Origin of the sequence: Hymenobacter perfusus (assembly GCF_003944765.1) — a bacterium.
Classification (GTDB): domain Bacteria; phylum Bacteroidota; class Bacteroidia; order Cytophagales; family Hymenobacteraceae; genus Hymenobacter; species Hymenobacter perfusus.
The window spans coordinates 280,941-305,070 of the sequence record NZ_RWIU01000001.1 but is presented as its reverse complement, the minus strand read 5'-3'; the positions used below and the strand labels follow the sequence as shown (position 1 = coordinate 305,070).

Here is a 24,130-nt window from a genome sequence, read left to right as displayed (position 1 = left end):
GAACCTCCACGGTGTGGTTAGCCGGCCGCCGGACCAGTTTTTCCCGAATCACCACCCCCGAGAGAGGAGGGTATGTCTGCCAGTTTCATCATTCTACAGTGTAAAACAATCCCTCGCCGCTTGCGTTGGATTATGACAAATGTACTATGTTGGTTGATGTTATAAAATAATTTCAGACATTTGTAAAAAAAATTACATAGTTTTTAAAAAAGAAGTCTCTTCATTGAAATATAGATAATCAACACCCTGAAAAATGGCCCGTAATTACGAACTTGACGACACCGACCGGAGGATTCTGGCCCTGTTGATTGATGATGCAAAGACGCCCTACACGGAAATTGCCCGGAAGGTGCATGTTTCGGGTGGTACGGTCCACGTCCGGATGGCTCGCTTGGAAGAACTGGGCATTGTCCAAGGCGCTACCCTCAAGATTGATTACCAAAAGCTCGGCTACGGCGTACGGGCTTTTCTGGGAATATATCTGCAGAAAAGCTCCGTGTATGAAAGCGTAGTAGCAGCGTTGCGCCAGATTCCGGAAGTGGTAAGCATCGACTTCACTACCGGGGCGTACGGCATCTTCGCCCGTCTCATCTGCCGTGACACGAACCATCTGCGCGAAGTGCTGCACGAACAGATTCAGTTAATCGAAGGCATTGAGCGAACCGAAACGCTGATTTCGCTGGAGGAAGCATTTAACCGCCCCATCCAACTGCAGGAGGTAGGTGAGGACGCGGGCTAAGGGGCTGTAATCATTCGTAAAAGCGTATGCATGATGCCGCTACTCCATACAGTTGGGGTAGCGGCTGTTGTATTTAGAAGGAAAGCGCGCAGCAAACCGGACACCCGGAATTGGCTGGCAACCAGCTGAAATAGTACTTTTCGAGTGAAGTTGAACTGGTGCTTGGGCCCTGATGTTCTGTTGGTTATATTTCGTAAAACCATGCTGGCGTCTTAATCAGGTTGCTCATGAGGATTCATTGCGTTTTTCTCCTGTCTTTCGCGTTCCTGACCCAGGTGGGCCACGGCCAGAGTTTGCCGGCCGTGTATCTCAACAACCGGGATGAGGCGACTATCCCCGATAGTGCTACGCATTACCGCATCGTGGACCGCAAGAATGAGTTGCTGGGTACCTACGCCATGCGGGAATACTCCCTTTCAGGTACGCTACTGCTCAAAGGCACCCTGTCCTCCATTGATCCGCCGGTGCGCAACGGCCTACTGACCTGGTACCATCCTGATGGCAGCAAAGCAGCTCAGGTGCATTACCGTAACGACGAAGCGGACGGCCTGTACTTGGGCTGGTATGAAGACGGCCGAGTAAACCTGCGCGGCGACTACTCCGACGGGCAGCGGGTGGGGCGCTGGATATCGGTGCACCGCAATGGCCAGAAACGCTCCGAAGGCCGCTACAACAACGGCCGCGCCGTGGGCGAGTGGCGGTATTACTACGATTCCGGCGAGCTGAGCGCCATTGAAATGCCCGACCGCCAAGGTAAGCCGCTGGCTTTGGCTTTCTTCAACAAAGATGGCTCACCGTACATGGGACGGGTACGTACCCGCGAAATGCCCCGGTTCCCGGGCGGCCAGGAAGCACTGCTGAACTACGTGGCCCGCACGACTAACTACCCGCGCAACATTCGGCGTAAGGGTATTACCGGCAACGTATACGTGAGCTATACCGTGGGCGAGGATGGCCGGGTCGGGCAGGTGCGGGTGATACAGGGCCTGGCTCCGGAAGCCGATCTGGAGGCGCGGCGGGTGGTGGCCAATCTGCCGCCGTTCGAGCCGGGCCGCGAATATAACCTGCCCACGGCCATGACGTTTACCATCCCCATCTACTTTGCGCCCAACTTCTCGCTGGCTTCGGGGCTGCGGCCCCCGCAAGTGCCGCCCTCAGAAGCCCGCGCCGCCGCCCCCGATGGTGAGGAATAAAGCAGCAAACGAAAAAGCCTTGCCTGTACATGTATAGACAAGGCTTTTTTGCGTGGTAGTAGGATGAGTAGTCAGAAATCAGACATGTGAATTAAACCTGCGTACTGGCTGGCCATCTTAGCTACACATGCAACCTCTTACTTGCTACACACATGAAACGTTCCATTTTCACTGTTACTGCCCTTTGTCTTTTTGCAGTTGCAACTGCCTCCGCACAGGTGGCACCCCGTGCCAATGATCAGGCCCGCATCCGTCAGGGAGTACGGTCGGGGCAACTGACCCGGGCTGAGGCTGCCAGGGCGCAGGCCCAGCAGGCAGATACCCGCCAAGCCCGGCAAGCGGCCCGTGCCGACGGGGTAGTGACGCCCGCTGAACGGCAAACCGTGCGCCATGAGGAACGTCAGGCCGACCGGGTGCTGTATCGCCAGAAGCACGATGGGCAGACCCGCGTAGTACGCTAACGGGCGCCATCAACAACTTTGTGCATAAAAAAACGCCCCGCTCTCAATTGAGAGCGGGGCGTTTTTTTATGCACAAAGAAACTAGGCAGATACCTGAGCATCCAGTTTTTGAGCCAGTACGTGCTTCGGAACGGCACCAACTTGTTTGTCAACTACCTGGCCGTTCTTGAATACCAACAAAGTAGGAATACTCCGGATGCCAAATTTGGCGGAAGTCTGGGGGTTCGAGTCGACGTCAACCTTGCCGATAACGGCTTTACCTTCGTATTCGCCGGCCAGTTCTTCCACTACCGGGCCTACCATGCGGCAGGGGCCACACCACTCGGCCCAGAAGTCTACAAGCACAGGCTTATCGGAGTTGATGATCTGGTCGAAATTAGCATCGGTAATCTCGATGGCTTTATGTCCCATAACAGTCGTTTTTTTTGTTGAAAGGGTTTTCAGTGCTAGTGTACGGTCAAGCGGGCCGCAAGGTAGCAGATTGCGATTCAACAAGCAGCCGCCGGGAAAGTTCACTCGGTCAGTGTAGGGGTTCCGCCGCTCAACCAGCCCAAGGCCCCGGCGACCCGGCCGCGCTCAGGCCAGACCTCCAAGGCCAAGTACAGTGTAGGGCTAACTTTATCGACTACGAATGATACGCGCGGGCATATTCCTGCGCCTTGTGCCGAAGCTTGTAGAACACATACAGATTGAAGAAGTGCATGCCACCCAGGATCAGAATAATCGTCCCGATCTTGATGCTGAGGATTTCCACGCTTTGCTGGTAGCTGGTAATCGGGTCGCCGCTTTGGAGCGTGAGCATGGCGTAGCCGATGTTGATGAGGTAAAATCCCATGAGCAGGAGCTTATTCACAGAGTCGGCCAGCTGCTCATTCCCGTGAAAAATATCGACGAGAAACAGGCGGCCGTTGTTGAAAAGCGTGCGGGCGACCCACACCGTCAGCAGTACTGTAACGGGCAGGTACACGCCGTACACGAGGAGGTGAAAGTTCATGGCAGAGAGAAATTGAAGTGAAAAAGAAGAAAAGAGCGCGGAACAGAATGCAGTAGTAGGGCTAGGGCAATTGCGGCAGTAAATCAGCCAGGGCGGTCTGGCAATCAGGAAAACGGAACTGGAAACCGGCTTCCAGCAGCCGCTGGGGCATCACCTTGCGGCTTTTCAGGATCAGCTCAGTTTCGGTGCGCAGCACGAAGGCCCCGATTTTCAGCAGCCAGCGCGGCTGCGGCAAGTGCCAGCGCGGATGGTAGTGGGCATCAAACAGCGCCATTAGGGCGGCGTTGGGCAGCGGCTCCGGGGCGCACAGGTTGAACGCACCTTCCAGCTGGGGCCGCGCCACCAGAAACTCCACGGCCCGGCAGAAATCCTGGATGTGCAGCCAGCTCACCCATTGTCGGCCGTGGCCCTGCGGTGTGCTCAGGCCCAGCCGCGCCAACCGGGCCATGACGGGCAGCGCGCCTCCATCGGCCCCCAATACAATGGCCGTGCGCAGAGCTACGCGTCGGGTATGGGGCAGGGCAACCAGATTAAACTCGGCTTCCCACTGCTGGGCTACCATCTCCGAGAAAGTGCGGCCCAGCTGGCCTGTGGCTTCCGTATTGGCGGGCTGCTCGTCTTCGGTGTGCTGGTAGATGGTGGCCGTGGAAGAGTTCAGCCACACGGCGGGCGGGTTGCGGCAGGCCGCCACAGCTTCGGCCAGCACGCGGGTGCTTTCGGTGCGGCTGCGGGTAATGGCGTAGCGGTTGACGGCATTGTAGCGGCAATCAACGGAGCGGCCGGCCAGATTGATGAGTACGGCGGCACCCTCCAGCTCAGCGGCCCAAGGGCCCAGCGTACGGCCATTCCACCGCACCGTTCCTGGTTTAGCCGACCGGCCCAGAATGACCACCTCGTATCCCAGGCGGGTGAAGTAGTGCGCTAGGTGCTGGCCCAGAAATCCGTTGCCACCCGCCAGAAGTAGTTTGAGCCGTTCCATAATGCCAGACAAATAAGCCGCGTTGATTTCTGAGAGATTAATTCTTTCAAACTTTCAATAAAATTTGAAAGAAAGAAGTAAAAAAATAAGGGTTGCTCTTAACCCGGCCGCATGAGTTTCATGAAGGTGCTCAGGAACCAGTTCTCATCGGCTTTGATGAGTGTAGAAGCCGCCCGGTTAGCGAATTCAGCAAAATTCTGGACGCTGCCAATCATCTGGGTGAAAGCTGCCGTTTCCTCCGGCGTAGCGGTGGGGGAGGGCTCTACTTGGCTGATTTCGCCCAGTACGCGCAGAATAGGCTCCAGTTCACGCTTACGGCGTTCTTTCAGGATGAGCGTGGCCGTTCTGTGAATGTCTTTTTCGGCCGAGAAAAACTCGCGCCGCTCGCCAGGCCGCAACTCCTTGCGCACGATGCCCCAGTCCATGAGGGCGCGCACGTTCAGGTTCACGTTGCCCCGCGAAATTTGCAGCTGCTCCATGATGTCCTCGGTGCTCAACGCCCCCGGTGACACCAGCAGCAGCGCGTGGACCTGCGCCATTGTGCGGCTCACGCCCCAGGCCGAGCCCAGGGTGCCCCAGCCTTCAATGAACTTGCTTTTGGCTTCGTCGAGTTGCATGGTTCAAATGTAGTGGAGTATTTCAAACTTTCAATAAAAATTGAAAGTTAATTTTTGGGGTACTCATTAGCCCTGGAAAAAGAACTTCATGCTGAGCTTGCCAAAGCATCTCTATCGCACAAGTGCCTACCTGAAACCTGGATTGGCTCCGAAACCTGCTGCATTGAAATACATAGGTATCTTCAGTTGATTGCCCTGATAGTTGGTAAAGCATTCTACCAAATATTCAATTTCATTTTTTCTCCGGCTCCCAACCAGCTTAAAGACCTTACCTATGCTTTCCGCGTGGAAAGAGTTTTGGCTAATTGTTTTTTGCAATGCTATGGGAAGCTCTTCTATAGAGATTTCGGTTTTAGATTCAGTAAATGCGCAATGCCTGTCAAAAGCCACATTAAGTACCCGGTTCTGTTGCCTAGAATAGAACATGTAATGTTCTTCTTTTGCTTCTACATTGCCATAGACATAACACGAATCAATGTGAGCGTTCGGATACGTTCGTTTGAATTTCTTGACCACATTCTTCGGCACAGGTATCTCTCGAGTACGCATAGCGTTTTTCGCTAGATATGTCTGTGCGTAAAGGTGACTTGTCAACGCACAGCAAAACAGTAGAGCAACAATCCTTTTCATATTTAAGATATCCATAATAATAGGGCATGTTACTCAGATCTTGATCCGAAGACTCAAGAGCAAATCTTACCATCACAACGTCAGCACGCGAGATTTCTCGCTCTGCTCAGAATGACGTGCTGGTGGTATGGATCAACCAAATAAGCTGGCAGGCGTCGATTTCCATTTCGCGCATCTTGCGGATGAACTCCTGGGGTTGGATGCGGTAGCAGCGGGAGTAGGTGTCCGCGGCCAGGTGCTCGTGGGCGCGAGGGAAGCCATATAACGGGTCGAACGGCAGTTTCTGAGGCGTAGGCCGAGCAGAGCTGCCTACATGGAGCTGCGCACAAATCACAATCCAGTCAAAATCGAAACAACTAGGCTAGCGCGGTGCCTGGCCGCGTTGGCGGTCAATTTCATCGAGGTCAGCCTCTCCCTGGGCGGTGCTCACCCACTCGCAAATGGGCCGTGCGGTTGGGGAGCCGGGGGTAGTTACGCGCAGGTAGTTGAGGCCAGCGGGATTAGGAATGATGAGCTGGCAGGGCAGTCCAGGTAGATCTAAGCATAGACGCAACATCCGGCCGGGATAGGGCCAGGGAATTTCCTAGTACTCCCGAAGCTTTAGCTGGCCGACTGGTTGGTCATCGAGGGAGAACGAGACGGGGGTAGCGGCGGTATCGGCGTAACGGTAAAGGTAGATGTAAGCGGTGTCGTTGCGGACCGGGGGCGGCAGCAGTGGGTTGGGGAACTGCCCGGCCTGGCCCGTGTGCATGTCCACGGAGTAGCCCATCGGCTCGGCCGTATGGTCGTTAGCATTATTGGCGTTGTTGGCAATCATGGCGCCCACTACGCCTCCCATCACAGCCGCGCTGCTCTGGGCCCGGGACTGCATGTAGACAACATCGGGTGGAGTTTCGCCTACAAAGGTGAAAAAGTCGTGGTAGCGGTGCAGAGGGAAAAACTCTTTCTCGTGCTGCACAAACAACTGGCGACCATCCGAGAAACCCCAGATTTCCTTGGCCGATTGGGAGTGGTTTTTTTCATTTAGAATACGCACCCGCAGCCGAGGCACCCCGCGCCAGAGCCGCCGGGCCAGCGGGGCTCCGAAGCCGAAGGAAACGGTGTCGGCCATGGCCTGCAGACCGGGCGCGGGAGTGTTGGCCAGAAACTGCCCGAACGAGTAGTATACGCCCGGCCGGGGTGCTTCCTGCAGAATGGCCGGCCGGGCCGCTTGGGCAACCCCGGGGGCGGCGTTGGCGGCAGGAATGGCTATGGGGGAATCGGTGAGCACCTGGGCCAGGGTAAGGGCAGGTCTGGTGGGCGTAGTGGGCCAGTGATAGGTAGTGAGCTGCTCCAGGCACTTTTGTAGCAATTGGGCCACGTGCTCAGCGTGCAGATAAGTGGTTTCGAGGGCACGGGCTGAAGTATGTGCGGCCACGCTGCGCACGAAGTGGTAGCCGTCGGGTAGCTGTTCGTACACGTCGGCGGCTAGGTCGGCGCTGGCTTTTTCCGTGATGCCGGCCATCTGCTCGCCTACTCGGAGTTGGCGCAGGCACAGCACCACGGTATGGTCTTCGGGCCGGGCGGGCAGTTGCTGGCGCAGAAAATCAGTCAGCTCCACTTCCAGGCCCCGCCGGAAAAGTACGGCTGCCTGCTGATTCGCGAGGCCCCGGTACACCAGCCCAATGACGGGTTTGCCCGGCCGCCCATCTACCACCTGCGTCACGCATACGGTTCGGGAAGGCAGGCTGAGTGACTGGTGGCTCAGGTCGAGGTAGTACTGTTGTGCCTGGACCCGGGAAAAGGGCAGTAAGCCTAACAGGAGACTTAGTAGAATAAGGCCACGGCCCATGGATAACAACATTTCAACACGCGTAATAGAGAGTTCATAAAGCCGCCGCGACCCGGGAAAGGCGCGGCGGCGTTAAAAGTCGAATTAATCAGCGAAATCAGCGGCCTAAATAAGCTGGCAGGCATCGATTTCCATCTCGCGCATTTTGCGGATGAACTCCTTAGGCTCGATGCGGTAGCGGCGGGAATAGGTGTCCACGGCCAGGTGCTCGTGGGGCTCGGCGAACTTGATTTCAAGTTTTTTGGAGCCGGTGGCACTTTCCACGGCTTCCATGAAACGGTCCATGAAGGGCTCCGTGATGGTGCGCAGGTCGAGCTGCACGCGCACGCCGTTGGCGAGCTTTTCGGCCACGTTGAACAGCGGCTCCATGGTCATGATCTTGAACTCGAACTGGTCGGAGTCGCGGAAACGCTGGGCGTACTTGCCGCGGATGAACATGGGCGGCACCTGCTCCTTGTCGTAGTTGCGCGGGTTGATGAGGGCCGAAAACTTGGAGTAGTCGTCGCGGAACAACGCCAGGTTGAGGCTGCTCTCGTAGTCTTCCACGTTGAAGCTCACGAAGGGCTGGCCGGTCTTGGTGGTCTTGAACAGCACGTTGGAAATCAGCCCCGCCACGGTCACGTCGCGGTTTTTGTAGGTCTCAATCTTGTCGAGCCCACAGGTGCAGTAGGAGTCAATTTCGAGCTTGAAGTCGTCCAAGGGGTGGCCGGAGAGGTAGAAGCCCACGATTTCCTTTTCGCGGCGCAGCTTCTCGGTGGGGCTCCAGGGCTCCAGGTCCTGGATTTTGGGCATCGGGATGGCCATTTCGCCGCCCCCGCCGCCAAACAGGCTCTGCTGGGCTGATTCTTTGGCGGCCTGGTGCTGCTGGCCCACCTTCATGGCCTTCTCGATGAGGTTCTGGTCGTTGCCGGGGGCTTCCAGAAACTGGCGGCGGTGGTAGCGGTCAAACGAGTCGAAGGCGCCGGCCTGGGCCATGCTCTCGAAGGTTTTCTTGTTCACGGCCCGCAGGTTTATGCGGCGCGCAAAGTCGAAGATGTCGGCGTAGTGGCCGTTTTTGTCGCGCTCCTGCACGATTTCCTCCACGGCGGCCTCGCCCGAGCCCTTCATGGCGGCCATACCGAAGCGGATCTGGCCCTGGGCGTTTACGTTGAACTTCAGAATGGATTCGTTCACGTCGGGACCGAGCACGGCCACGCCCTGCTTGCGGGCTTCCTCGATGAAGAACGTCACCTTCTTGATGTCGCCCATGTTGTTGGTGAGCACGGCGGCCATGTACTCGGCGGGGTAGTGGGCCTTGAGGTAGCCGGTCTGGTAGGCCACCACCGAGTAGGCGGCCGAGTGGGAGCGGTTGAAGCCGTAGGCCGCAAACTTCTCCATCACGTCGAACACCTCGTTGGCCTTTTTGGCCTTGATGCCGTGCAGCTTCTCGGCGCCCTCGCAGAACTTCTCCCGCTCCAAGGCCATCTTCTTCATGTCCTTCTTACCCATGGCCCGGCGCAGCAAGTCGGCGCCGCCAAGGGAGTAGCCGGCCAGAATCTGGGCCGTCTGCATGATCTGCTCCTGGTACACCATGATGCCCTGGGAGTAGTTCAGGATGGGTTCCAGCAGCTCGTGGGGGTAGTCGACCACCTCGCGGCCGTGCTTGCGGTTGATGAAGTTCGGGATGAACTGCATCGGGCCGGGCCGGTACAGGGCGTTCATGGCAATCAGGTCCTCGATGTTGGTCGGTTTGAGGTCCTTGAGGTACATGCGCATGCCCTCGCTCTCGAACTGGAACGTGCCGATGGTGTCGCCGCGCTGGTAGAGCTCGTAGGTTTTCTGGTCGTCAATCGGAATTTCGTCAATGTCGATTTTGACGCCGTGGTTGCGCTCAATCAGGTTGATGGCATCCACGATGATGGTCAGGGTTTTGAGGCCCAGAAAGTCCATCTTCAGCATCCCGGCACTCTCAATCACCTTGCCGTCGAACTGCGTGATGAGCAGGTCCGAGTCCTTGGAGGTCGAAACCGGAATGTACTTAGTGATGTCGTCGGGGGCGATGATGACGCCGGCCGCATGGATGCCGGTGTTGCGCACCGAGCCTTCGAGCTTGTGGGCCAGGCGCAGAATCTGGCCGCGCAGGTTATCGGGGGCCTCGTCGCGGAGGATGTAGTCCAGCTCGGGGTTTTCGGCGAAGGCCTTGGCCAGGGTGGTGCCCACCTGGTCGGGCACCATCTTCACCAAGTCGTTGGCCACCGGCAGCGGCAGCTCCATAGCCCTTGAAACGTCCTTGATGCTGGATTTGGCGGCCATGGTACCGAAGGTGATGATCTGGGCCACCTGGGTTTTGCCGTACTTGTCCACCACGTAGTCAATCACGCGCTGACGGTTCACGTCGTCGAAGTCGATGTCGATATCGGGCATGGACACGCGCTCCGGGTTCAGAAACCGCTCGAACAGCAGCGAGTACTTGATCGGGTCGATGTTGGTGATGCCCACACAGTAGGCCACCGCCGAGCCGGCCGCCGAACCCCGGCCCGGCCCGATGGCCACGCCATTGTTGCGGCCGTGGTTGATGAAGTCCTGGGTGATAAGGAAGTAGCCCGCAAAGCCCATCGTCTCAATCACGCGCAGCTCGTAGTCCAGCCGCTCCTCGATTTCGGGGGTGCGGTCGGAGTAGCGGCGTTTGGGGCCTTCAAACGCGCCTTTGTAGGTAAGGTGGCGCAGGAAAGCGTCGGCGGTGGGGTGCTCGGGCGGCAAAGGGAAATTGGGGAGCAGAATGTCGCGCTGCAGCTTGGGCGGCGTGATTTTGTCCACGATTTCGTTGGTGTTGTCCACGCTTTCCGGCACGTCGCTGAACAGCGCGTTCATCTCGGCCTGGTTCTTAAAGTAGAACTGGTCGTTGGCGAAGCCGAAGCGGGCGCGCGGCTTGGGCGACTGCGCTTCCTCGTCGATGCGCTGGAGCTGGCGGCGGATGGTGGCATCCTGGCCGGAAAGGTGGCGCAGATTGTCGAGGTGGTCGTAGTGGACCTTGTTGTCCTGGGAAATCAGGCGAAAATACTGGGTCTGGAAGTCGCCGACCGGGATGCTGTGCTCCTCGCCGGTGTTCACGCAGAGCAGAATATCATGGGGTGCGAAGTCAGTCTGCTCCACGTAGTGAGAGTCGTTGGTGCAGATGACCTTCACGTTGTACTTCTTGGCCAGGCCCAGCAGCACCTGGTTCACGTCCTCCTGGCTTTTGCCGGTGCCGTCGAAGTTCATCAGCCCGTGCCGCTGGATTTCGATGTAGTAATCGTCCTCGAACACGTCGAGCCACCACTTGAGCAGCTCCTCGGCTTTGGCCTCGCTCTGGAACAGGATGGCCTGGGGAATCTCGGCCCCGATGCAGCAGCTGGTGGCAATCAGGCCCTTGTGGTACTTGAGCAGCAGCTCCTTATCAATCCGCGGGAACTTGCTGTACACGCCCTCGATGAAGCTCATGGAACAGAGCTTGCTCAGGTTGTGGTAGCCGTCCTGGTCCTTGGCCAGCAGCAGCTGGTGGTAGCGCTTGTCCCGCTCGCCTTTCTCCCGGCTGAAGGCCTTCTTGTGGCGGTCCTCCACCATGTAGAACTCGCAGCCCACAATCGGCTTGACGTTGTACTTGTTGGCCTCGGCCACGAAGTTGAACGCCCCGAACATGTTGCCGTGGTCGGTGAGGGCCACGGCCGGCATGCCGTCGGCCTGGGCCTTCTTCATCAGGGCCGAAATGCTGGCCTGACCGTCGAGCAGGGAATATTGGGTGTGCGAGTGGAGGTGCGAGAAAACGGGCATGGGCAAGCCGCGCCGCGCCGTTAGGGCGCGAAGCGTACAGTAAAGTTACCCACGAATCAGCGGGCGAGAAAGATTGCGCGGCAACGGATTTTGGCGTATCATCTAAAACGGCCACCCCTTGTGAGGGTGGCCGTTTACAGTCGCGAAAGCAAAGTAAGTAGTTAGTGCCCGGACGAAAAACAGCTACATCTTACCGAGTAGGAGCAGCGGCTTTGGCGGGTTCTACCACCAGTACTTCCCCAATTTTGACCTTGCCATCGGCCTTGCCGTTCCATTCCAGCAGCTGGGCCGCCGTTACGTTGTACTGGCGCGAGATGCTAAACAGTGTTTCACCTTTCTGGACGGTATGGTTTCGGGATGCTTCTCCAGCGGGCTTGGCCAGGGAGGTGGGTTGCTGGCGGGTAGCAGGAACCAGCGCGGAAGTACCTGCCGGCAGCTTGGCCGCGGCGGCAACTGGCTGAGGCTTGGTGGCCGGCGCAGTAGTCACGATAGTACCCATCGGGGCGGGAGCTGGGATTTTGGCGGCTACCGGCTTGGCTGTGCCCATGAAGCCGGAGGCGTGCAGCCGCTCGGCGGCGGCTTTCAGCTCCGGGGTTTTGGCGGCCCGGGCATCGAAGCCTTTGTACTGCGGGCTGCGCAACAGCGTGTTCAACTCTACCTGCCAGGGTTGCTGCCGGAGCCGCTGGGCCAGCTGTTGCTGCTGCTCGCGGGGCAGGCTGGCGGTGTAGCGGCTCAGGCGCTGGTTGAGGGCCGGAATCCGGACCAGGGCCTCGTCGATGAGCTGGGTGGTTTTGGCGTCGTTGGGCTCGAAATAGATGGCCCGCAGCTGCCGCACGCTGCTTTCCACCAGTGCCGACATCACCTGTACGGAGTCGTTGGAGAGCGTAACAGCGGAAATTGGAGTCGTTTGCTGCGCCTGGGCGCGGAAAGAGCCCACCGTACCGGCAACTGCCAGCACCAGGGAAACGGAAAAGAAGCGCATCGGAAAAGCAGCGGAAAAGTAAAGGCGGAGAAGGATAGAAATAGACTACTTAGCGGGCGTGATGGTCAGCACTTCGCCCGGCTTCACCGCGAAATCGGGCTTGCTGTTCCATTCCATAATCTGCTTGATGGTAACGCCGTACTTGCGCGATACGCTGTACATGGTTTCGCCGGGCTGCACGGTATGACGGATGGCCGCCGGAGTTGAAGCTGGAGCCGTGTTGGTCGGCTTAGCCGAAGCCGGTGCCACTGGTTGGGGAGCCGCAACTGGAACCGGAGCTGCCCCGGCCGCCGGAGCCGTCAGGCGCAACACCTGCCCGATGCGCAAAGAAGGGTTCTGCGGTAGATTATTCCACAGCACAATATCCGCCGGACGCAGATTGAAACGCCGGGCCACGGAATACAAATTTTCCTTGGGCTGTACCGTGTGCAGGCCGTTAGCCGGCACGGCCTCCACTGCCGTTGTTGCCGTGGGGTAAGCAGGAGGAGGTAGAACGGCAGTTGGGCCTGGTTTGGCCGGAACGGCTGGTGAAGAGGCCGATGGCGTAACGGGCACCGGGGCCGGCGTAACGGGGCGAACCACCGGCGCGGGTGCAGCCGCCTGCGCTACGGGCCGGGGAGTTGGCTCCGTAACAGGTTCAGCCTCAGCTTCAGCGGGCTCATCGGCAATAGGGGCCGCCGCCGGCAGTGGTTTACGGGGGCTGGGAGCAGCAGGTCGGGGTGCTGGCGCGGTGGGCTGGCGGATGGGAGTCGGCGGGAGGTCGTTCAGATTTTCGGTGTGCTCATCGGTGGCACTGTCGGGCTGTACTACCATGCCTTCGTCTTCGGTAGCATCCTCCAGAATACGGCTGGAGTTGGCCGTGCCACCCATATAGGGTTCGGCTTCCTCCTGCTTCTTCTTTTTCTCCGGCTGCGGCTTAGGAACCGTGGAAGCGGCCGGGGCCGGAGCCGCAGCGGTTGGCGTTACCGGCTTTTCAAAAGCCGCCAGCGCCGTGGCATTGTTGCCGTCGGCGTATTCTACCGGTACGGTTTTGGGGCGGGTGTGCTGCAGCCACAGCACCCGGCCGGGGCGCAGCTCCTCATTGCGGGCCATGCGGTTCTTGCTCCAGATGGCCTTGGCCCGGATACCGTATTTCTGCGACACCGTGACTACACTTTCCCCGGGGCGCGTGACGTGATATTCCACGGCCGCTTTGTCGCGCTTCTTCTGCACAAAGTAGGGCTGGCCAGCCACGATGTTATCGAAGGGAAACAGGTCATTGAACTGCATGAACTTGCGCATCTTCAGGTTGGCGCGCTTCGCGAGGCTTTCTTTGGTGTCGCCGGGCAGCGCTACCACCGCCTTCAGGCCGTTTACGCGCACGAAGTCAGCGTTTTCGGGGTCGGGGGTGGGCTGGTTGAGGAGCTGGCCGGCGGTGGCGTTTTTTTGCTGCGCGGCTAAGGCGGTGAGCTGCACGGGGTCGGTGATGGGCACCAGCATGGTGTACACCCGGTCGGTGGGCACGGTGGGTGCCAGCAGCCAGCGGTTGTATTTCACCAGGTCATCGGGGTTCTGTTGCATGGCCTGGGCCATAATGCTCAGGGCCTGGCCGGCTGGGGCCGGAAACTCCTGGAACAGCAGCGGGGGCTTGGTATTGAGGCCGATGGCGGGTTCGAAGGCAATTTTATGGGCCAGAAACGTGAGAATGTACGGGTGGGTCTTCTCCGTGATTTCCACCTCGCTGGCATCGGCATCAGTAGGCAGGGTGTAGGGCTTGGTGCCGGTGAGGCCCAGGTTGTAGCTGAGCAGCGCATTGGTCCAGTTGCGGAACGTCTTGTTGTTGCGCAGCAGGTACTGGGCCGCTGCTTTGGAGGAAGCCGCAATATGCTTGCGCTCATCAATGGCTTCATTCATCAGCAACCCAAAATCGGCGGCTGACTCGCGCTTGAACTGCCAGTAACCTACGGCATCGTGAATGCTCTGGGCATCACCCTGCAGGCCGCTTTCCTGGAGGGCCAGGAAGTGAAAATCCAGCGGAAGGCCTTCCTGCTGAAATACCCGGTCGATGATAGGAAAATAGGCGTCGGCCAGCACCACACGGGCCTGGAAGGAGGCCGGGTGGCGGCGCAGGGCATCCACCTTTTGTTGTAAAGCAGCACGGCCCCCGTCGGTGAGGCGCAGGCGCAGACCGGCCATACTCAGCTGGGCCGGTACTGGTACGGTTTGGGCGGCTACCAGCAGTGGCAGCCACAGAAACACCAGCAGTAAAACTCGTTTCATAAGCGGGGAAAAGCATCCGGGCAGGGCCGCTGACAAGCGTTTGCGCGCTGATACCGGCCCCGTTAGCCTACAAAATAGCGCAAAAAAAGCCTGTGGTCGGACGTGTCTGCGGCAAATCCAACAGAATGCCAGAATTCTACCGCGCCAAGTGGGACAACGCCAAAACGCACCACTGCGCGTCCCGGTGTCAGAACTATGTCACCAAATGGTAACGGTTCAACGCCGAAACGCGCAGTGGCACGTTTTCGCATAGCACTACACATAAATACTACATGCCACCACCAGGGGGCGGCCCACCACCCGGCTGGCCGAAGCCACCCGGACCCCGCCGGCGCTCCGTGGGCGCATCGCCGGGCAAGGCGTCAGCGGGGCCGCTGCCGGCGCCGGCGAAGCTGCGGATGTTATAAGTGAACATCAGCATGAAGTAGCGCTGCAGAATGTTGGTCTGCACGTCCTCGGTGTAGGCGGCCGTGATGTTGCGCTGGATGCTGTTGTTCTGGCCCAGCAAATCGAAGGCGTAGAGCTTGATTTCGGCCTGCTGCTTCGGTCCCAGCTTTTTGCCCAGAGAGGCATTCCAGAGCACGAAGTTCTGGTTAAAGCCCGCCGAAAGGCCCGAGTACAGCTGATGGTTCACATCCGACTGCACCGTGATGCCCTTGGTCACAATCCAGCTGAAGCGCAGGGCCGTGTTCTGGCGGAAAAACTGGCTGTTGAGCTGCTGGCGTAGGGTGTTGCGCACGTAGCTCTGGCTGGAGTTGCTGCTGAGCGTGAAATCGAGCTGGGGGCTGATGTTGCTGCTCAAAGCCACGCCCAGGCCGGCGGTGGGCGTGCGGCTGTAGTTCAGCTCGCTGAACACCAGACCCGGCGTCTGGGAGTAGGTACCAGTGGCATTCACGTTCAGGTTCGATTTGATGAAGGCCAGCGGCAGGCTGTAGTTCACGAAGGAGCGGAGCGTGTACTGCTGGTTCAGGTTGACGGGCCGGGTGAGCTGGCCGCCGGCCGGAATGGTGATGTTATCTACCGTGATGGGCGCGGTGCCGGCGTAGATGGTGTTGTTGGTGATGTAGTTGTTCACGTAGGAGCCGCCCAGCAGCGCAAAGAAGGAGCGCGACTTCTCGGGCACGGCCGCCGAGTAGCGCAGAAACACGTTGTGGCGGGTTTCCTGGCGCAGGTTGGGGTTGCCGGTGGTGAGCTGCAAAGGGTTGGCATTGTTTACCACTTCCTGCAGCTGGCTGATGCCGGGCGGGTTGGTGTTGGCCCGGTAGTTCAAGCGCAGGTTTTGCTGCCTGGAGAAGTTGTAGCGCACCTGAGCGTTGGGTAGCACGTTCAGAAACGTGCGGCGGGTGCTGCCGGGGCGCGGGAATTCCTGGTCGCTGCGCAGCTGGGCGCTCTGCACCGCCGCCCCCACCGACCACTGGAATGCCTTGTCCTGGAAGCGGTAGGTTACTTCGCCCGAGTTAGTGAGGTACTGGCTCTGGAACACGCTGCTGAGCGTATCGTTCAGGATGCTGTACTGCTGCTCGCCGGGCGAGAAGTTGTAGGTCTTCTTGTCCGAATCGTTGGGCGTATAGTTGATGGAGTAGGCCAGTTGCAGGATGCTTTTCAGGCCGAGCGGCTCGGTGTAGTTCACGTTGCCGGTCCAAGCCCAACCCGTCTGGTTCAGCTCCGAGAACTGATTGAGCAGCGTGGTCTGGGGCTGGTTATTCTGGAAGAAGGTGGTGCTCGACAGCAGGTTGTTGTCGCCGTTTTTGTCGTTGTAGCTCGTATTCACGCCCAACGAGAAGGTGCGGCCCCGGCGCTGAAACCGGTGCCGGTACAGCAGTTGGTTGGTGGCCGTGAGGCCGGTGAGGGCCGAGCGGTAGGAGCTGTTGTTGGCCCCCTGGTTGAGGCTGCCGGCATCGGGCTGCACCTGAAACGTGTTGCCATCGAGCAGGCTGTTGCCGGTGTTGCGCTGCACCGAGAGGCTGGGCCGCCACAGCAAGGAGTTCAGGGAGTCGAACTTGTGCTCCAGCCGGAAGTTGAAGCGGTTATTGATGTTGCGGCTGGTGTTGCGCGAGAGTTCGTTGTAACGTAAATCCTGGGTCTGGCCCGCGGGGGCCACATAGCGGCGCAGCAGGTTAGTGCGGCTGGTGTTGTCGCTCAGGTTGAAGAAGTAGCTGCCCTGTACCTCGGTTTTGGTACCCCAGGTATCGGAGTAGTTCAGGCCCAGCGCGTGGGTTTTGCTGATGCCGCCCTGCTGGCTCACTAGGAAATCGCCGGAGTTGTTTCCGCCGCCACCCTGCGCGCCGCCGCCTACCCGGCCGCCGCCCTGGCCCCGCTGGCCCTGGCCGCCCCCGCCGCCCTGGCGCGAGGCGCCCACCACGCCCAGCAAATCCTCGGTCCCGAAGTTCTGCTCGTTCACGTTGTTGCTCTGGGCCACAATGGAAAACCGCTGCTTGCCCTTGAATACGTTCAGGTTGCCGCTCAGGCGGTACCGGTCGTCCTGGGGGCCGTAGCCGGCCAGCACCCGCCCGAATTTGCCGTTGCGGAAGCTGGGCTTAGTGATGATGTTGATGGTTTTCTGCTGGTTGCCGTCGTCGAAGCCTGTGAACTGGCTCTGGTCCGACGACCGGTCGTACACCTGAATCTTGTCGATTACCTCGGCCGGAATGTTCTTGAGCACCGCGTCGGGGTCGTTGCCGAAAAACTCCTTGCCATCCACCAGCACCCGCTGCACCTGCTCGCCCTGGGCCTGCACCTTGCCGGTGCTAGGGTCCACGGTCACGCCGGGCATCTTGGTTATGAGGTCCTGGGCGTTGGCGTCGGGGTTGGTTTTGTAGGAGCCGGCGTTGAACTGGGCCGTGTCGCCCTTCTGTACGGCCGCGGCAGCCTGGCCTACCACTTCCACGCCTTTCAGCGCAATACCGCCCCCGGCCTGCAGCGTAAGGCTGCCCAGGGCAAGCGGCTGGCCGCTCACTTCTACCGTGCGGCGCAGGTTCTGGTAACCCAGAAACGACACCGTGAGCACATAGCGCCCGGCCGGCACGCTTGGCACGGTAAACGAGCCATCTACCTCCACGGCCGCGCCGCGCTTGGTGGAATCAGGAATCTGGGTGAGTAGCACGTTGGCCCCAATCAGCGGCGACTGGTCTTTGGCATCGAGCACCCGGCCGCTGACGGTGGTGGTCTGGGCCTGCGCCGCGCCGGATAGCGTGGTCAGGAGCAGCAGAAACAGGAGGAAATTTCTCAGCATTAGTCGGAATGGATATACTACAAGGGCAATAGACGCAAAACCGGGCGCAGCGTTTAGCTTTTGCTGCCCGCCGCGCCCGTAAAAACCGATGAACCCTGGTAAATCATCCGCTGAAGCGGCGGATTCTATCTTTTGCGCACCAGAAATAATCCGTCGCGCAGGGGCAGAAATACATTTTCTACCCGCTCATCGGCCTGCACTTTGTCATTGAATGCGCGCACGGCCAACGTGTCTTTATCCGAAGGCTTTACCGGGTAATCATCGAGTGCCTTGCCGCCCCACAGCACGTTGTCAATCAGCAGGAAGCCGCCGGGGCGCACCTGAGGCAGCACCAGCTCGTAGTAGATGTCATTGTTGATTTTATCGGCGTCGATGAACACCAAATCCCAGGTTTCAGCCAGGGCGGGCACAATGTCCCGGGCGTTGCCGATGTGCAATTGAATACGGTTTTCCGCGTCGGCCTCCCGCACGTAGCGCTGGATGCGGCTTTCCAGCTCGGGGTTCTGCTCCACGGTATGCAGCAAACCGTCCTCGGCCAGCCCCTCGGCCAGGCACAGCGCCGAGTAGCCCGTGAACGTGCCCAGCTCCAGCACCCGGCGCGGCCGGATCATGTGGCTGATCATGCTCAGCAGCCGGCCCTGGGCGTGCCCGCTGAGCATGCGGGCGTGTAGCAGCTGCACGTGGGTTTCGCGGTTGAGGCGGGCCAGCAGCGGGCTTTCGGGCGTGGTGTGGTTATCGGCGTAAATCTGAGCGTCGTCGGGGGAGTACATGAGGAAATTACGTGAACAGGGTGGCCGGTCGATAAATCCGCCGCCGATGGTAAAGCAAATGAGCCGGGTGCGGCTGATGCGTGGGGGCCACGGTTAAGTGTCCTGGCTCACCCAACAGGTGCCAATCGTCTTGAATTGCCCAGCCCCCGCGGTCGAAGGTAGCGTGATGATTGGGGCACAGACAAAGCAGGTTGCTGATTTTGTCGGGGCCATGATGCGCGCACCCTAACGGCCGAATATGCGCTGCTCCGGCGTAGGCCCCACCCGGCACCGCAAGCCGCGCGCGGCACACCTGGCAGCGGTAATCGTACAACTGCTTCACCGCGTGCATCACGGTTGTGTCGCGTATAATCTGCTGCGCGAGCCTCAGCCGACGCGGGGCGGCGGTGTAGGTTGGTTCTGGTTCCTGCGCTGCTGGAGTTTCAGGAGCTGCATCAGCAGGAGCGGAGCGCTGCTCCAGCCTGAAACGCCAGATGCGGTGGCCGGATTTTCCTGCCTCCTGGCTGAACTGCGTTACATAGTACAACCCGGCGTACTGGTAAAACGACAGGCTGCCTTCCTGCACTTTGCGGATAACCCGCACCGGCGTTTGCCGGGCGAAGCTCAGGCTCAAAGCCAGGTTGCCGCCGCTCAGCTGCTGGTCCGCTACCTGCCGGCCCTCCTGGTTGCCGCCTTCTCCGGTGTACAGGATGCAGCTGCCCAGGTCCATATCGTCCTCATAGCCGCCGGAAAGCACAATGGCCTCCGCGGGGTGGCACTTCAGGCTGGATATTCCCTTGTATAAGTCCCGGTGCAGACCGGCGCTTTTCACTTCCTGCCGGTTCAGAAACTCGTGGCCGGGGAGAATATTGGGTATAGTACCGAGCTGAACGGGTGCCGGTTGATGTCGCATAAATAATAGACTTGCTTATAATTTGAGAGAATCCGGCTCCAGCCGAAACTTCCACACCCGGAAGCCCGATTTGCCCGGCTCATACACCGCCCCGACTACCCGGTACAACCCTTCATAGCGGTAGCCGCTGCCCGTTATATCGTTGATTTTGCGGAAAACGCGCACCGGCCGGCCGGTTTCTAGGCTGCGGCGCAGCATCACGTTGCGGCCGGTCATCTGCTGGTGGGTGGTCTGCCGGCCGGTGCGCGGGTTGCGGCCCCCGCTGCCGGAATAGGTGATGATGGCTTCCTGAAAATCGTCGTCCTCGTACTGGTTGGCCAGGATGATGGATTCGGCCCCTTCCGCTTCCGAGCCGCTCACGCCCGTGCGCGGCGGCCGGTGCAGCCCCGCCCGACTCAGCGCCAGCCGGTTCTCCAGCACGTCGCCGGGCCGGTAGTAGCTGATATGGCCGAAGATGGGCAAGCGGTGAGGTGGTGAAATGGTAATTTAGTGAGTTGGTTGTTCTGTCATTGCTTCGGCTCCGCCTCGCAATGACGGGGACTATTTTACCTTTTTGGCCTTCTCTTCTGGTAAGTATTGTAGGATGCTCAGGTTCTCGTCGGTCAGGATGTCGTTGGCCAGCTCCAGCAGCTGCGGGGCGGTGATGCGGCGCACCTGCTCGAAGATTTCGTTGATGCTTTCCACGCGGCCGATGTCGAGGGTGCTTTTGGCCAGCAGCTGCATGAGGCCGCCGTTGCTTTCCTCAGCCATGGCCAGCTGGCCCATCAGCTGCTCCTTGGAGGTGTGCAGCTGCGAGGTGCCCAGCGTCTGCTCACGAAGCTTTTTTAGCTCCTTTTGCACCAGCGAAACGGTCCGGTTCACCTGCTTTTTCTCGGTGCCGAAGTAGATGCCGAACAGCCCCGTGTCGGTGTAGGGAGAGTACGTGGCGTCGATGGTGTAAACCAGGCCGTACTTCTCGCGCACGGCCAGGTTGAGGCGGGAGTTCATGCCGGGGCCGCCCAGCAGGTTGCTCAGCAGGAAAAACGGAATCCGCCGCTCGTCGTGCAGGGCGTAGGCCGGGCCGCCAATCAGGCAATGCGCCTGGGTGATGGGTTTGTGCTCCAACCGCTCCAGCCGCTGGTAGCCGCTGAACGAGAGCCGGGGCCGCGCGCCCAGCCGGGCCGGCAGCGGGGCCAGAAACTTGTCGGCCAGCCGCTTCACTTCCTTGAAAGGTAGGTTGCTCACCGAGCTGAACACCAGCCGGTCGGTGCGCACGTTTTCCTGCAGGAACTGGTAGAAATCGGCCTGCTGGAAGCCCGAGACACTCTCGCGAGTGCCCAGAATGTTGTGACCCAGGGAGTGGCGGGCAAATACCACGTCGTCGAAGTCGTCGATGATGGCGTCCTCGGGGGCGTCGTGGTACATGGCCATTTCCTCCAGAATTACGCCGCGCTCCTTCTCAATTTCCTTCTCGGGGAAGGTAGAGTTGAAGGTCAGGTCCGTCAGCAGCTCAAAGGCCCGCTCGAAGTGAGTGCTGAGCAAAGAGGCGTAGAAGCAGATTTTCTCCTTGGTGGTGTAGGCGTTCAGCTCGCCGCCCACGGTTTCGAGGCGGTTGAGGATGTGAAAGCTCTTGCGCTTCTCGGTGCCTTTGAAGGCCATGTGCTCCCAAAAGTGCGCCAGGCCCTGCTGGTGCGGCTTCTCGTCGCGGGAGCCAATGTCCAGCAGGAAGCCACAGTGGGCAATTTTGGTGTGCAGCACTTGTTTATGCAGAACCCGGATGCCGTTGGGCAACTCGTACAGGTCGTAGTCGGACATTTGATGGGGTCTTGGGGTCGTGGGGGCTATTAGGACCTGGTTTCAGCGGCCAGTTCCTGCCCCGGCCCGGTATAACCACGCCGGGCGGCATGTGGTTGCAAAGGTACGGGCGGTGAGTTAGTGATTCGGTGAGTTAGTGAGCAAGAGAACGTCATTGCGAGCAGCGCGAAGCAATCCTTCCTTTTTCAGGGTGCAGAGCGTCGGGCAGCAGAAAGCCCCGTGGCTCGCGCGGGTGTCAGGGGGCTTTTGAATAATGCAAGGGTTTGTGCTTCGTGAAGGAAGGATTGCGTCGGCTTCGCCTCGCAATGACGTTTACTAACTTGCTAAATCACCGAATCACTAACTCACCGAATCACCACTTCCGCTTCCGCCAGCACGGCCAGCAGCTGCTGGGTGCGGATGCCGTGGGCGCAGCGGAAGTGGCCCAGTGGGCAGGCTTTGTAGCCGTGCAGCCCGCAGGGCCGACATTCCAGTTCTTCCTCAGTTTCCACGATGCGCGAGAATGGACTCAGCGGCCCGAACCCGAAAAACGGCACTGTGGAGCAGTACACCGCGCACACCGGCGCGCCCACGGCCGAGCACAGGTGCATGGGAGCCGAGTCGTTGACGTAGTTGAGCACCGCCCCGCGCATAAGAGCCGCCGAGGCCAGTAACGACAACTTGCCCGATAGATTCACCACGCTGGGCCGCGGAGTACGCTCCAGCAGCTGCTCGCAGGCGGCCGTATCGGGCGGGCCGCCCAGCAGGTATACGGTGTACTGCGGGGGCAGGGCCGCCAGCAGCTTCAGCCATTCCTCCTCCGGAAACTGCTTGGTAAACCACACCGAGGTGGGCGCGATGCAGATATAAGGCCCCACGGCGGCGTAGGGTGCGGCGGCGGCTTCATCCTTGGGAGTAGGGTAGAGGCGGGGCGGTACCACCGGACCCTCATAGGCCGGGTCGAGCAGGTGCAGGTTGCGTGATACCTCGTGTACCCCCGCCCCGATAACGTGCGGAATAACCCTCGTAAACCGGAACGCCAGCGGATTCTTATCAAACCCAATCCGCTCGGGCGCGCCCGAAAAAGCCGTGAGCAGGCCCGTGGAGGCAAACCGCTGCAGCGTAACCACGCGCCCGTAATTTGTCTGCCGGATTTGCTTCAGCAGCTGCCAGAGGCCGCCGTACTTATTGGCTTTCTTATCCCACACCAGCACCCGGCGTACGTGCGGGTGGTGTTGCACCAGCCCCTCGTTGCCCTTGCGCACCAGAAAATCCACCGGCGTGGCGGGTTCCGTCTGGCGCAGGTACTCCAGCAGGGCCGTGGCCAGAATCACGTCGCCGATGAAGGCGGTCTGGATCAGCAGGATGGCGGGCGGAGCGGCTGGTTCGGGCATAGTGCAATATCAGGTCACAAAGATACCGGTTCAGCGCAGGCTTGCCACCTTTTCGTCTAATTTAAGCTGGGTCCGGAATCCGGCCTGTCCAGCCGCCCGCCGGAACGACTCTGCGCAAACCTCTGCGTCCTCTGCGGGCTAAAGACACCTGAACGATTCGCAACGAGTTTCTTTGCAAGCTCCGGCTGATGATTCGGGAACAGCCAGTGTCCTTATCCGGAAGCCGGCCGCTTCTGCCTAACTTGGGCCGGCCGCTTAGGTGGCCCAAGTTTCTGCCACTTTACCCCCGCTGCCACCCCATGCGCTACGGCTCCATCTCCCCCAACCTGTTCACTGAAAACCGCCGCCGCTTCCGCGAGCTGCTGCCCCCCGCCTCGCTGGCCATTTTCCACTCCAACGACGTGATGCCGACCAACGCCGACGGCACCATGGCCTTCCGCCAGAACAACGACCTGTTCTACCTTTCGGGTGTGGATCAGGAGGAAAGCATCCTGGTACTGTTCCCCGATGCGGTGCTGCCTCAGTACCGGGAAATCCTGTTTCTGAAGGAAACCAGTGAGCATATTCTGGTGTGGGAAGGCTACAAGCTCACCAAGGAGCAGGCCCGGGAGCAGTCGGGCGTGCCCACCATCATGTGGCTGGAATCGTTCAAAAGCGTGCTGCCGGCCCTCATGAACGAGGCCGAAAACGTGTACCTCAATACAAATGAGCACATCCGCTCTACGGTGGAGGTGGAAACCCGCGACGCCCGCTTTATTAAGTGGATTCGGGAGGCCTACCCGCTGCACCAGTACCGCCGCGCCGCCCGCCTCCTGCACCAGTTGCGCGCCATCAAGAGCCCCGAGGAAATCCGGCTGATGCAACGCGCCGCCGACATCACCGAAAAGGCCTTCCGCCGTTTGCTGGGCTTCGTGCAGCCGGGCGTGATGGAGTACGAAATCGAGGCCGAAATCTTCCACGAGTTCCTGCGCAACGCTTCCCGCGGGCCGGCCTACGGCAGCATCATCGCCAGCGGGGCCAACGCCTGCATCCTGCACTACGTCAGCAACGACCGGGAGTGCCGGGACGGCGACGTGCTGCTGATGGACTTCGGGGCCGAGTACGCCAACTACGCCGCCGACCTTTCGCGCTCCATTCCCGTGAATGGCGTTTTCACCAAGCGCCAGCGGGCCGTGTACGAGGCCGTGCTCAGCGTGATGAAGTTTGCCACCGCCCGCCTGGTACCCGGCGGCAACATTGAGGAGTACCACGCCGCCGTGGGCGGTCAGATGGAGCAGGAACTCATTAAGCTGGACCTGCTGAATGAGCAGGACGTAAAAAACCAGAACCCTGCTGCCCCGCTCTACAAGCAGTACTTTATGCACGGCACCAGCCACTACCTGGGTCTCGATGTACACGATGTGGGCTTTAAGTACCGCACCTTCGAGCCGGGCATGGTGTACACCTGCGAGCCGGGCATCTACATCCGGGAGGAAGGCTTAGGCATCCGCCTCGAAAACGACATCCTCATCACCAGGAACGGCCCCGACGACCTGATGAAGAATATCCCACTGGAGGCCGATGACATTGAGCGCCTGATGAAGCGGTAAGCCCAT

20 protein-coding genes are annotated in these 24,130 nt (G+C 59.7%); 4 read left to right on the top strand and 16 right to left on the bottom strand.

Annotation, left to right across the window (positions count from 1 at the left end):
• Positions 1-253: 253 nt before the first annotated feature.
• The 3 genes from EI293_RS01290 (at position 254) to EI293_RS01280 (ending at position 2,393) form a co-directional block, all read left to right on the top strand.
• Positions 254-739: an Lrp/AsnC ligand binding domain-containing protein gene (locus EI293_RS01290; RefSeq protein WP_125434966.1), complete on the top strand. Its 486-nt coding sequence runs from the start codon at positions 254-256 to the stop codon at positions 737-739.
• Positions 740-966: 227 nt separating this feature from the next.
• Complete coding sequence (locus tag EI293_RS01285) at positions 967-1,932, top strand: energy transducer TonB (protein ID WP_125434964.1); 966 nt, start codon at positions 967-969, stop codon at positions 1,930-1,932.
• A 152-nt stretch (positions 1,933-2,084) separates the two neighbouring features.
• The gene (locus EI293_RS01280; RefSeq protein ID WP_125434962.1) at positions 2,085-2,393 is read left to right on the top strand and encodes a hypothetical protein; all 309 of its coding nucleotides are present in this window, start codon (positions 2,085-2,087) and stop codon (positions 2,391-2,393) included.
• 81 nt (positions 2,394-2,474) lie between these two features.
• Here EI293_RS01280 and trxA read toward each other — a convergent pair whose 3' ends face one another.
• From trxA to EI293_RS01200, 16 genes are all read right to left on the bottom strand, one after another.
• Positions 2,475-2,804 (bottom strand): thioredoxin, encoded by a 330-nt coding sequence (gene trxA, locus EI293_RS01275; RefSeq protein WP_125434960.1) that lies wholly within the window; start codon positions 2,802-2,804, stop codon positions 2,475-2,477.
• Positions 2,805-3,018: 214 nt separating this feature from the next.
• Positions 3,019-3,387, bottom strand: a complete 369-nt coding sequence (locus EI293_RS01270) for a hypothetical protein (protein ID WP_125434958.1) — start codon at positions 3,385-3,387, stop codon at positions 3,019-3,021.
• A gap of 61 nt (positions 3,388-3,448) precedes the next feature.
• Positions 3,449-4,366 carry a TIGR01777 family oxidoreductase gene (locus EI293_RS01265; protein WP_125434956.1) on the bottom strand — a complete coding sequence of 306 codons (918 nt, stop codon included), beginning with the start codon at positions 4,364-4,366 and terminating at the stop codon, positions 3,449-3,451.
• 98 nt (positions 4,367-4,464) lie between these two features.
• Positions 4,465-4,983, bottom strand: a complete 519-nt coding sequence (locus tag EI293_RS01260) for a GbsR/MarR family transcriptional regulator (RefSeq protein ID WP_125434954.1) — start codon at positions 4,981-4,983, stop codon at positions 4,465-4,467.
• Positions 4,984-5,109: 126 nt separating this feature from the next.
• Complete coding sequence (locus EI293_RS01255) at positions 5,110-5,628, bottom strand: hypothetical protein (protein ID WP_148103272.1); 519 nt, start codon at positions 5,626-5,628, stop codon at positions 5,110-5,112.
• Between the two features lie 346 nt (positions 5,629-5,974).
• The gene (locus EI293_RS01250; RefSeq protein ID WP_125434949.1) at positions 5,975-6,169 is read right to left on the bottom strand and encodes a hypothetical protein; all 195 of its coding nucleotides are present in this window, start codon (positions 6,167-6,169) and stop codon (positions 5,975-5,977) included.
• Between the two features lie 27 nt (positions 6,170-6,196).
• On the bottom strand, positions 6,197-7,456 hold the full coding sequence (locus EI293_RS01245; RefSeq protein ID WP_125434947.1) for a hypothetical protein: 1,260 nt from the start codon (positions 7,454-7,456) through the stop codon (positions 6,197-6,199).
• A 93-nt stretch (positions 7,457-7,549) separates the two neighbouring features.
• Positions 7,550-11,233, bottom strand: coding sequence for a DNA polymerase III subunit alpha (dnaE, locus tag EI293_RS01240; RefSeq protein ID WP_125434945.1), 3,684 nt, complete (start codon positions 11,231-11,233; stop codon positions 7,550-7,552).
• Positions 11,234-11,423: 190 nt separating this feature from the next.
• Positions 11,424-12,215: a LysM peptidoglycan-binding domain-containing protein gene (locus EI293_RS01235; protein WP_125434943.1), complete on the bottom strand. Its 792-nt coding sequence runs from the start codon at positions 12,213-12,215 to the stop codon at positions 11,424-11,426.
• A gap of 45 nt (positions 12,216-12,260) precedes the next feature.
• On the bottom strand, positions 12,261-14,474 hold the full coding sequence (locus tag EI293_RS01230) for a LysM peptidoglycan-binding domain-containing protein (RefSeq protein WP_125434941.1): 2,214 nt from the start codon (positions 14,472-14,474) through the stop codon (positions 12,261-12,263).
• A gap of 268 nt (positions 14,475-14,742) precedes the next feature.
• Entirely contained in the window at positions 14,743-17,706 is a 2,964-nt protein-coding gene (locus EI293_RS01225; RefSeq protein WP_125434939.1) for a TonB-dependent receptor, read from the bottom strand.
• A 125-nt stretch (positions 17,707-17,831) separates the two neighbouring features.
• Positions 17,832-18,476 (bottom strand): O-methyltransferase, encoded by a 645-nt coding sequence (locus tag EI293_RS01220; protein WP_125434937.1) that lies wholly within the window; start codon positions 18,474-18,476, stop codon positions 17,832-17,834.
• Positions 18,477-18,483: 7 nt separating this feature from the next.
• Positions 18,484-19,368, bottom strand: coding sequence for a YDG/SRA domain-containing protein (locus tag EI293_RS01215; RefSeq protein WP_125434935.1), 885 nt, complete (start codon positions 19,366-19,368; stop codon positions 18,484-18,486).
• Positions 19,369-19,383: 15 nt separating this feature from the next.
• Positions 19,384-19,830 (bottom strand): YDG/SRA domain-containing protein, encoded by a 447-nt coding sequence (locus tag EI293_RS01210; RefSeq protein WP_246010495.1) that lies wholly within the window; start codon positions 19,828-19,830, stop codon positions 19,384-19,386.
• Between the two features lie 78 nt (positions 19,831-19,908).
• The gene (locus EI293_RS01205; RefSeq protein WP_125434931.1) at positions 19,909-21,162 is read right to left on the bottom strand and encodes a M16 family metallopeptidase; all 1,254 of its coding nucleotides are present in this window, start codon (positions 21,160-21,162) and stop codon (positions 19,909-19,911) included.
• Between the two features lie 344 nt (positions 21,163-21,506).
• On the bottom strand, positions 21,507-22,535 hold the full coding sequence (locus tag EI293_RS01200; protein ID WP_125434929.1) for a glycosyltransferase family 9 protein: 1,029 nt from the start codon (positions 22,533-22,535) through the stop codon (positions 21,507-21,509).
• A 299-nt stretch (positions 22,536-22,834) separates the two neighbouring features.
• Between EI293_RS01200 and EI293_RS01195 the strand changes: the two genes are divergently transcribed.
• The gene (locus EI293_RS01195) at positions 22,835-24,124 is read left to right on the top strand and encodes an aminopeptidase P N-terminal domain-containing protein (protein ID WP_125434927.1); all 1,290 of its coding nucleotides are present in this window, start codon (positions 22,835-22,837) and stop codon (positions 24,122-24,124) included.
• Positions 24,125-24,130: the final 6 nt, after the last annotated feature.

Bases quoted from the DNA above. Each gene is read 5' to 3' on its own strand.
- EI293_RS01205 (WP_125434931.1), bottom strand. From the start codon at position 21,162: ATGTCCGACTACGACCTGTACGAGTTGCCCAACGGCATCCGGGTTCTG.
- EI293_RS01250 (WP_125434949.1), bottom strand. From the start codon at position 6,169: ATGTTGCGTCTATGCTTAGATCTACCTGGACTGCCCTGCCAGCTCATC.
- trxA (WP_125434960.1), bottom strand. From the start codon at position 2,804: ATGGGACATAAAGCCATCGAGATTACCGATGCTAATTTCGACCAGATC.
- EI293_RS01255 (WP_148103272.1), bottom strand. From the start codon at position 5,628: ATGGATATCTTAAATATGAAAAGGATTGTTGCTCTACTGTTTTGCTGT.
- dnaE (WP_125434945.1), bottom strand. From the start codon at position 11,233: ATGCCCGTTTTCTCGCACCTCCACTCGCACACCCAATATTCCCTGCTC.
- EI293_RS01290 (WP_125434966.1), top strand. From the start codon at position 254: ATGGCCCGTAATTACGAACTTGACGACACCGACCGGAGGATTCTGGCC.
- EI293_RS01230 (WP_125434941.1), bottom strand. From the start codon at position 14,474: ATGAAACGAGTTTTACTGCTGGTGTTTCTGTGGCTGCCACTGCTGGTA.
- EI293_RS01260 (WP_125434954.1), bottom strand. From the start codon at position 4,983: ATGCAACTCGACGAAGCCAAAAGCAAGTTCATTGAAGGCTGGGGCACC.
- EI293_RS01220 (WP_125434937.1), bottom strand. From the start codon at position 18,476: ATGTACTCCCCCGACGACGCTCAGATTTACGCCGATAACCACACCACG.
- EI293_RS01200 (WP_125434929.1), bottom strand. From the start codon at position 22,535: ATGCCCGAACCAGCCGCTCCGCCCGCCATCCTGCTGATCCAGACCGCC.
- EI293_RS01235 (WP_125434943.1), bottom strand. From the start codon at position 12,215: ATGCGCTTCTTTTCCGTTTCCCTGGTGCTGGCAGTTGCCGGTACGGTG.
- EI293_RS01265 (WP_125434956.1), bottom strand. From the start codon at position 4,366: ATGGAACGGCTCAAACTACTTCTGGCGGGTGGCAACGGATTTCTGGGC.
- EI293_RS01195 (WP_125434927.1), top strand. From the start codon at position 22,835: ATGCGCTACGGCTCCATCTCCCCCAACCTGTTCACTGAAAACCGCCGC.
- EI293_RS01245 (WP_125434947.1), bottom strand. From the start codon at position 7,456: ATGTTGTTATCCATGGGCCGTGGCCTTATTCTACTAAGTCTCCTGTTA.
- EI293_RS01225 (WP_125434939.1), bottom strand. From the start codon at position 17,706: ATGCTGAGAAATTTCCTCCTGTTTCTGCTGCTCCTGACCACGCTATCC.
- EI293_RS01270 (WP_125434958.1), bottom strand. From the start codon at position 3,387: ATGAACTTTCACCTCCTCGTGTACGGCGTGTACCTGCCCGTTACAGTA.
- EI293_RS01280 (WP_125434962.1), top strand. From the start codon at position 2,085: ATGAAACGTTCCATTTTCACTGTTACTGCCCTTTGTCTTTTTGCAGTT.
- EI293_RS01215 (WP_125434935.1), bottom strand. From the start codon at position 19,368: ATGCGACATCAACCGGCACCCGTTCAGCTCGGTACTATACCCAATATT.
- EI293_RS01285 (WP_125434964.1), top strand. From the start codon at position 967: ATGAGGATTCATTGCGTTTTTCTCCTGTCTTTCGCGTTCCTGACCCAG.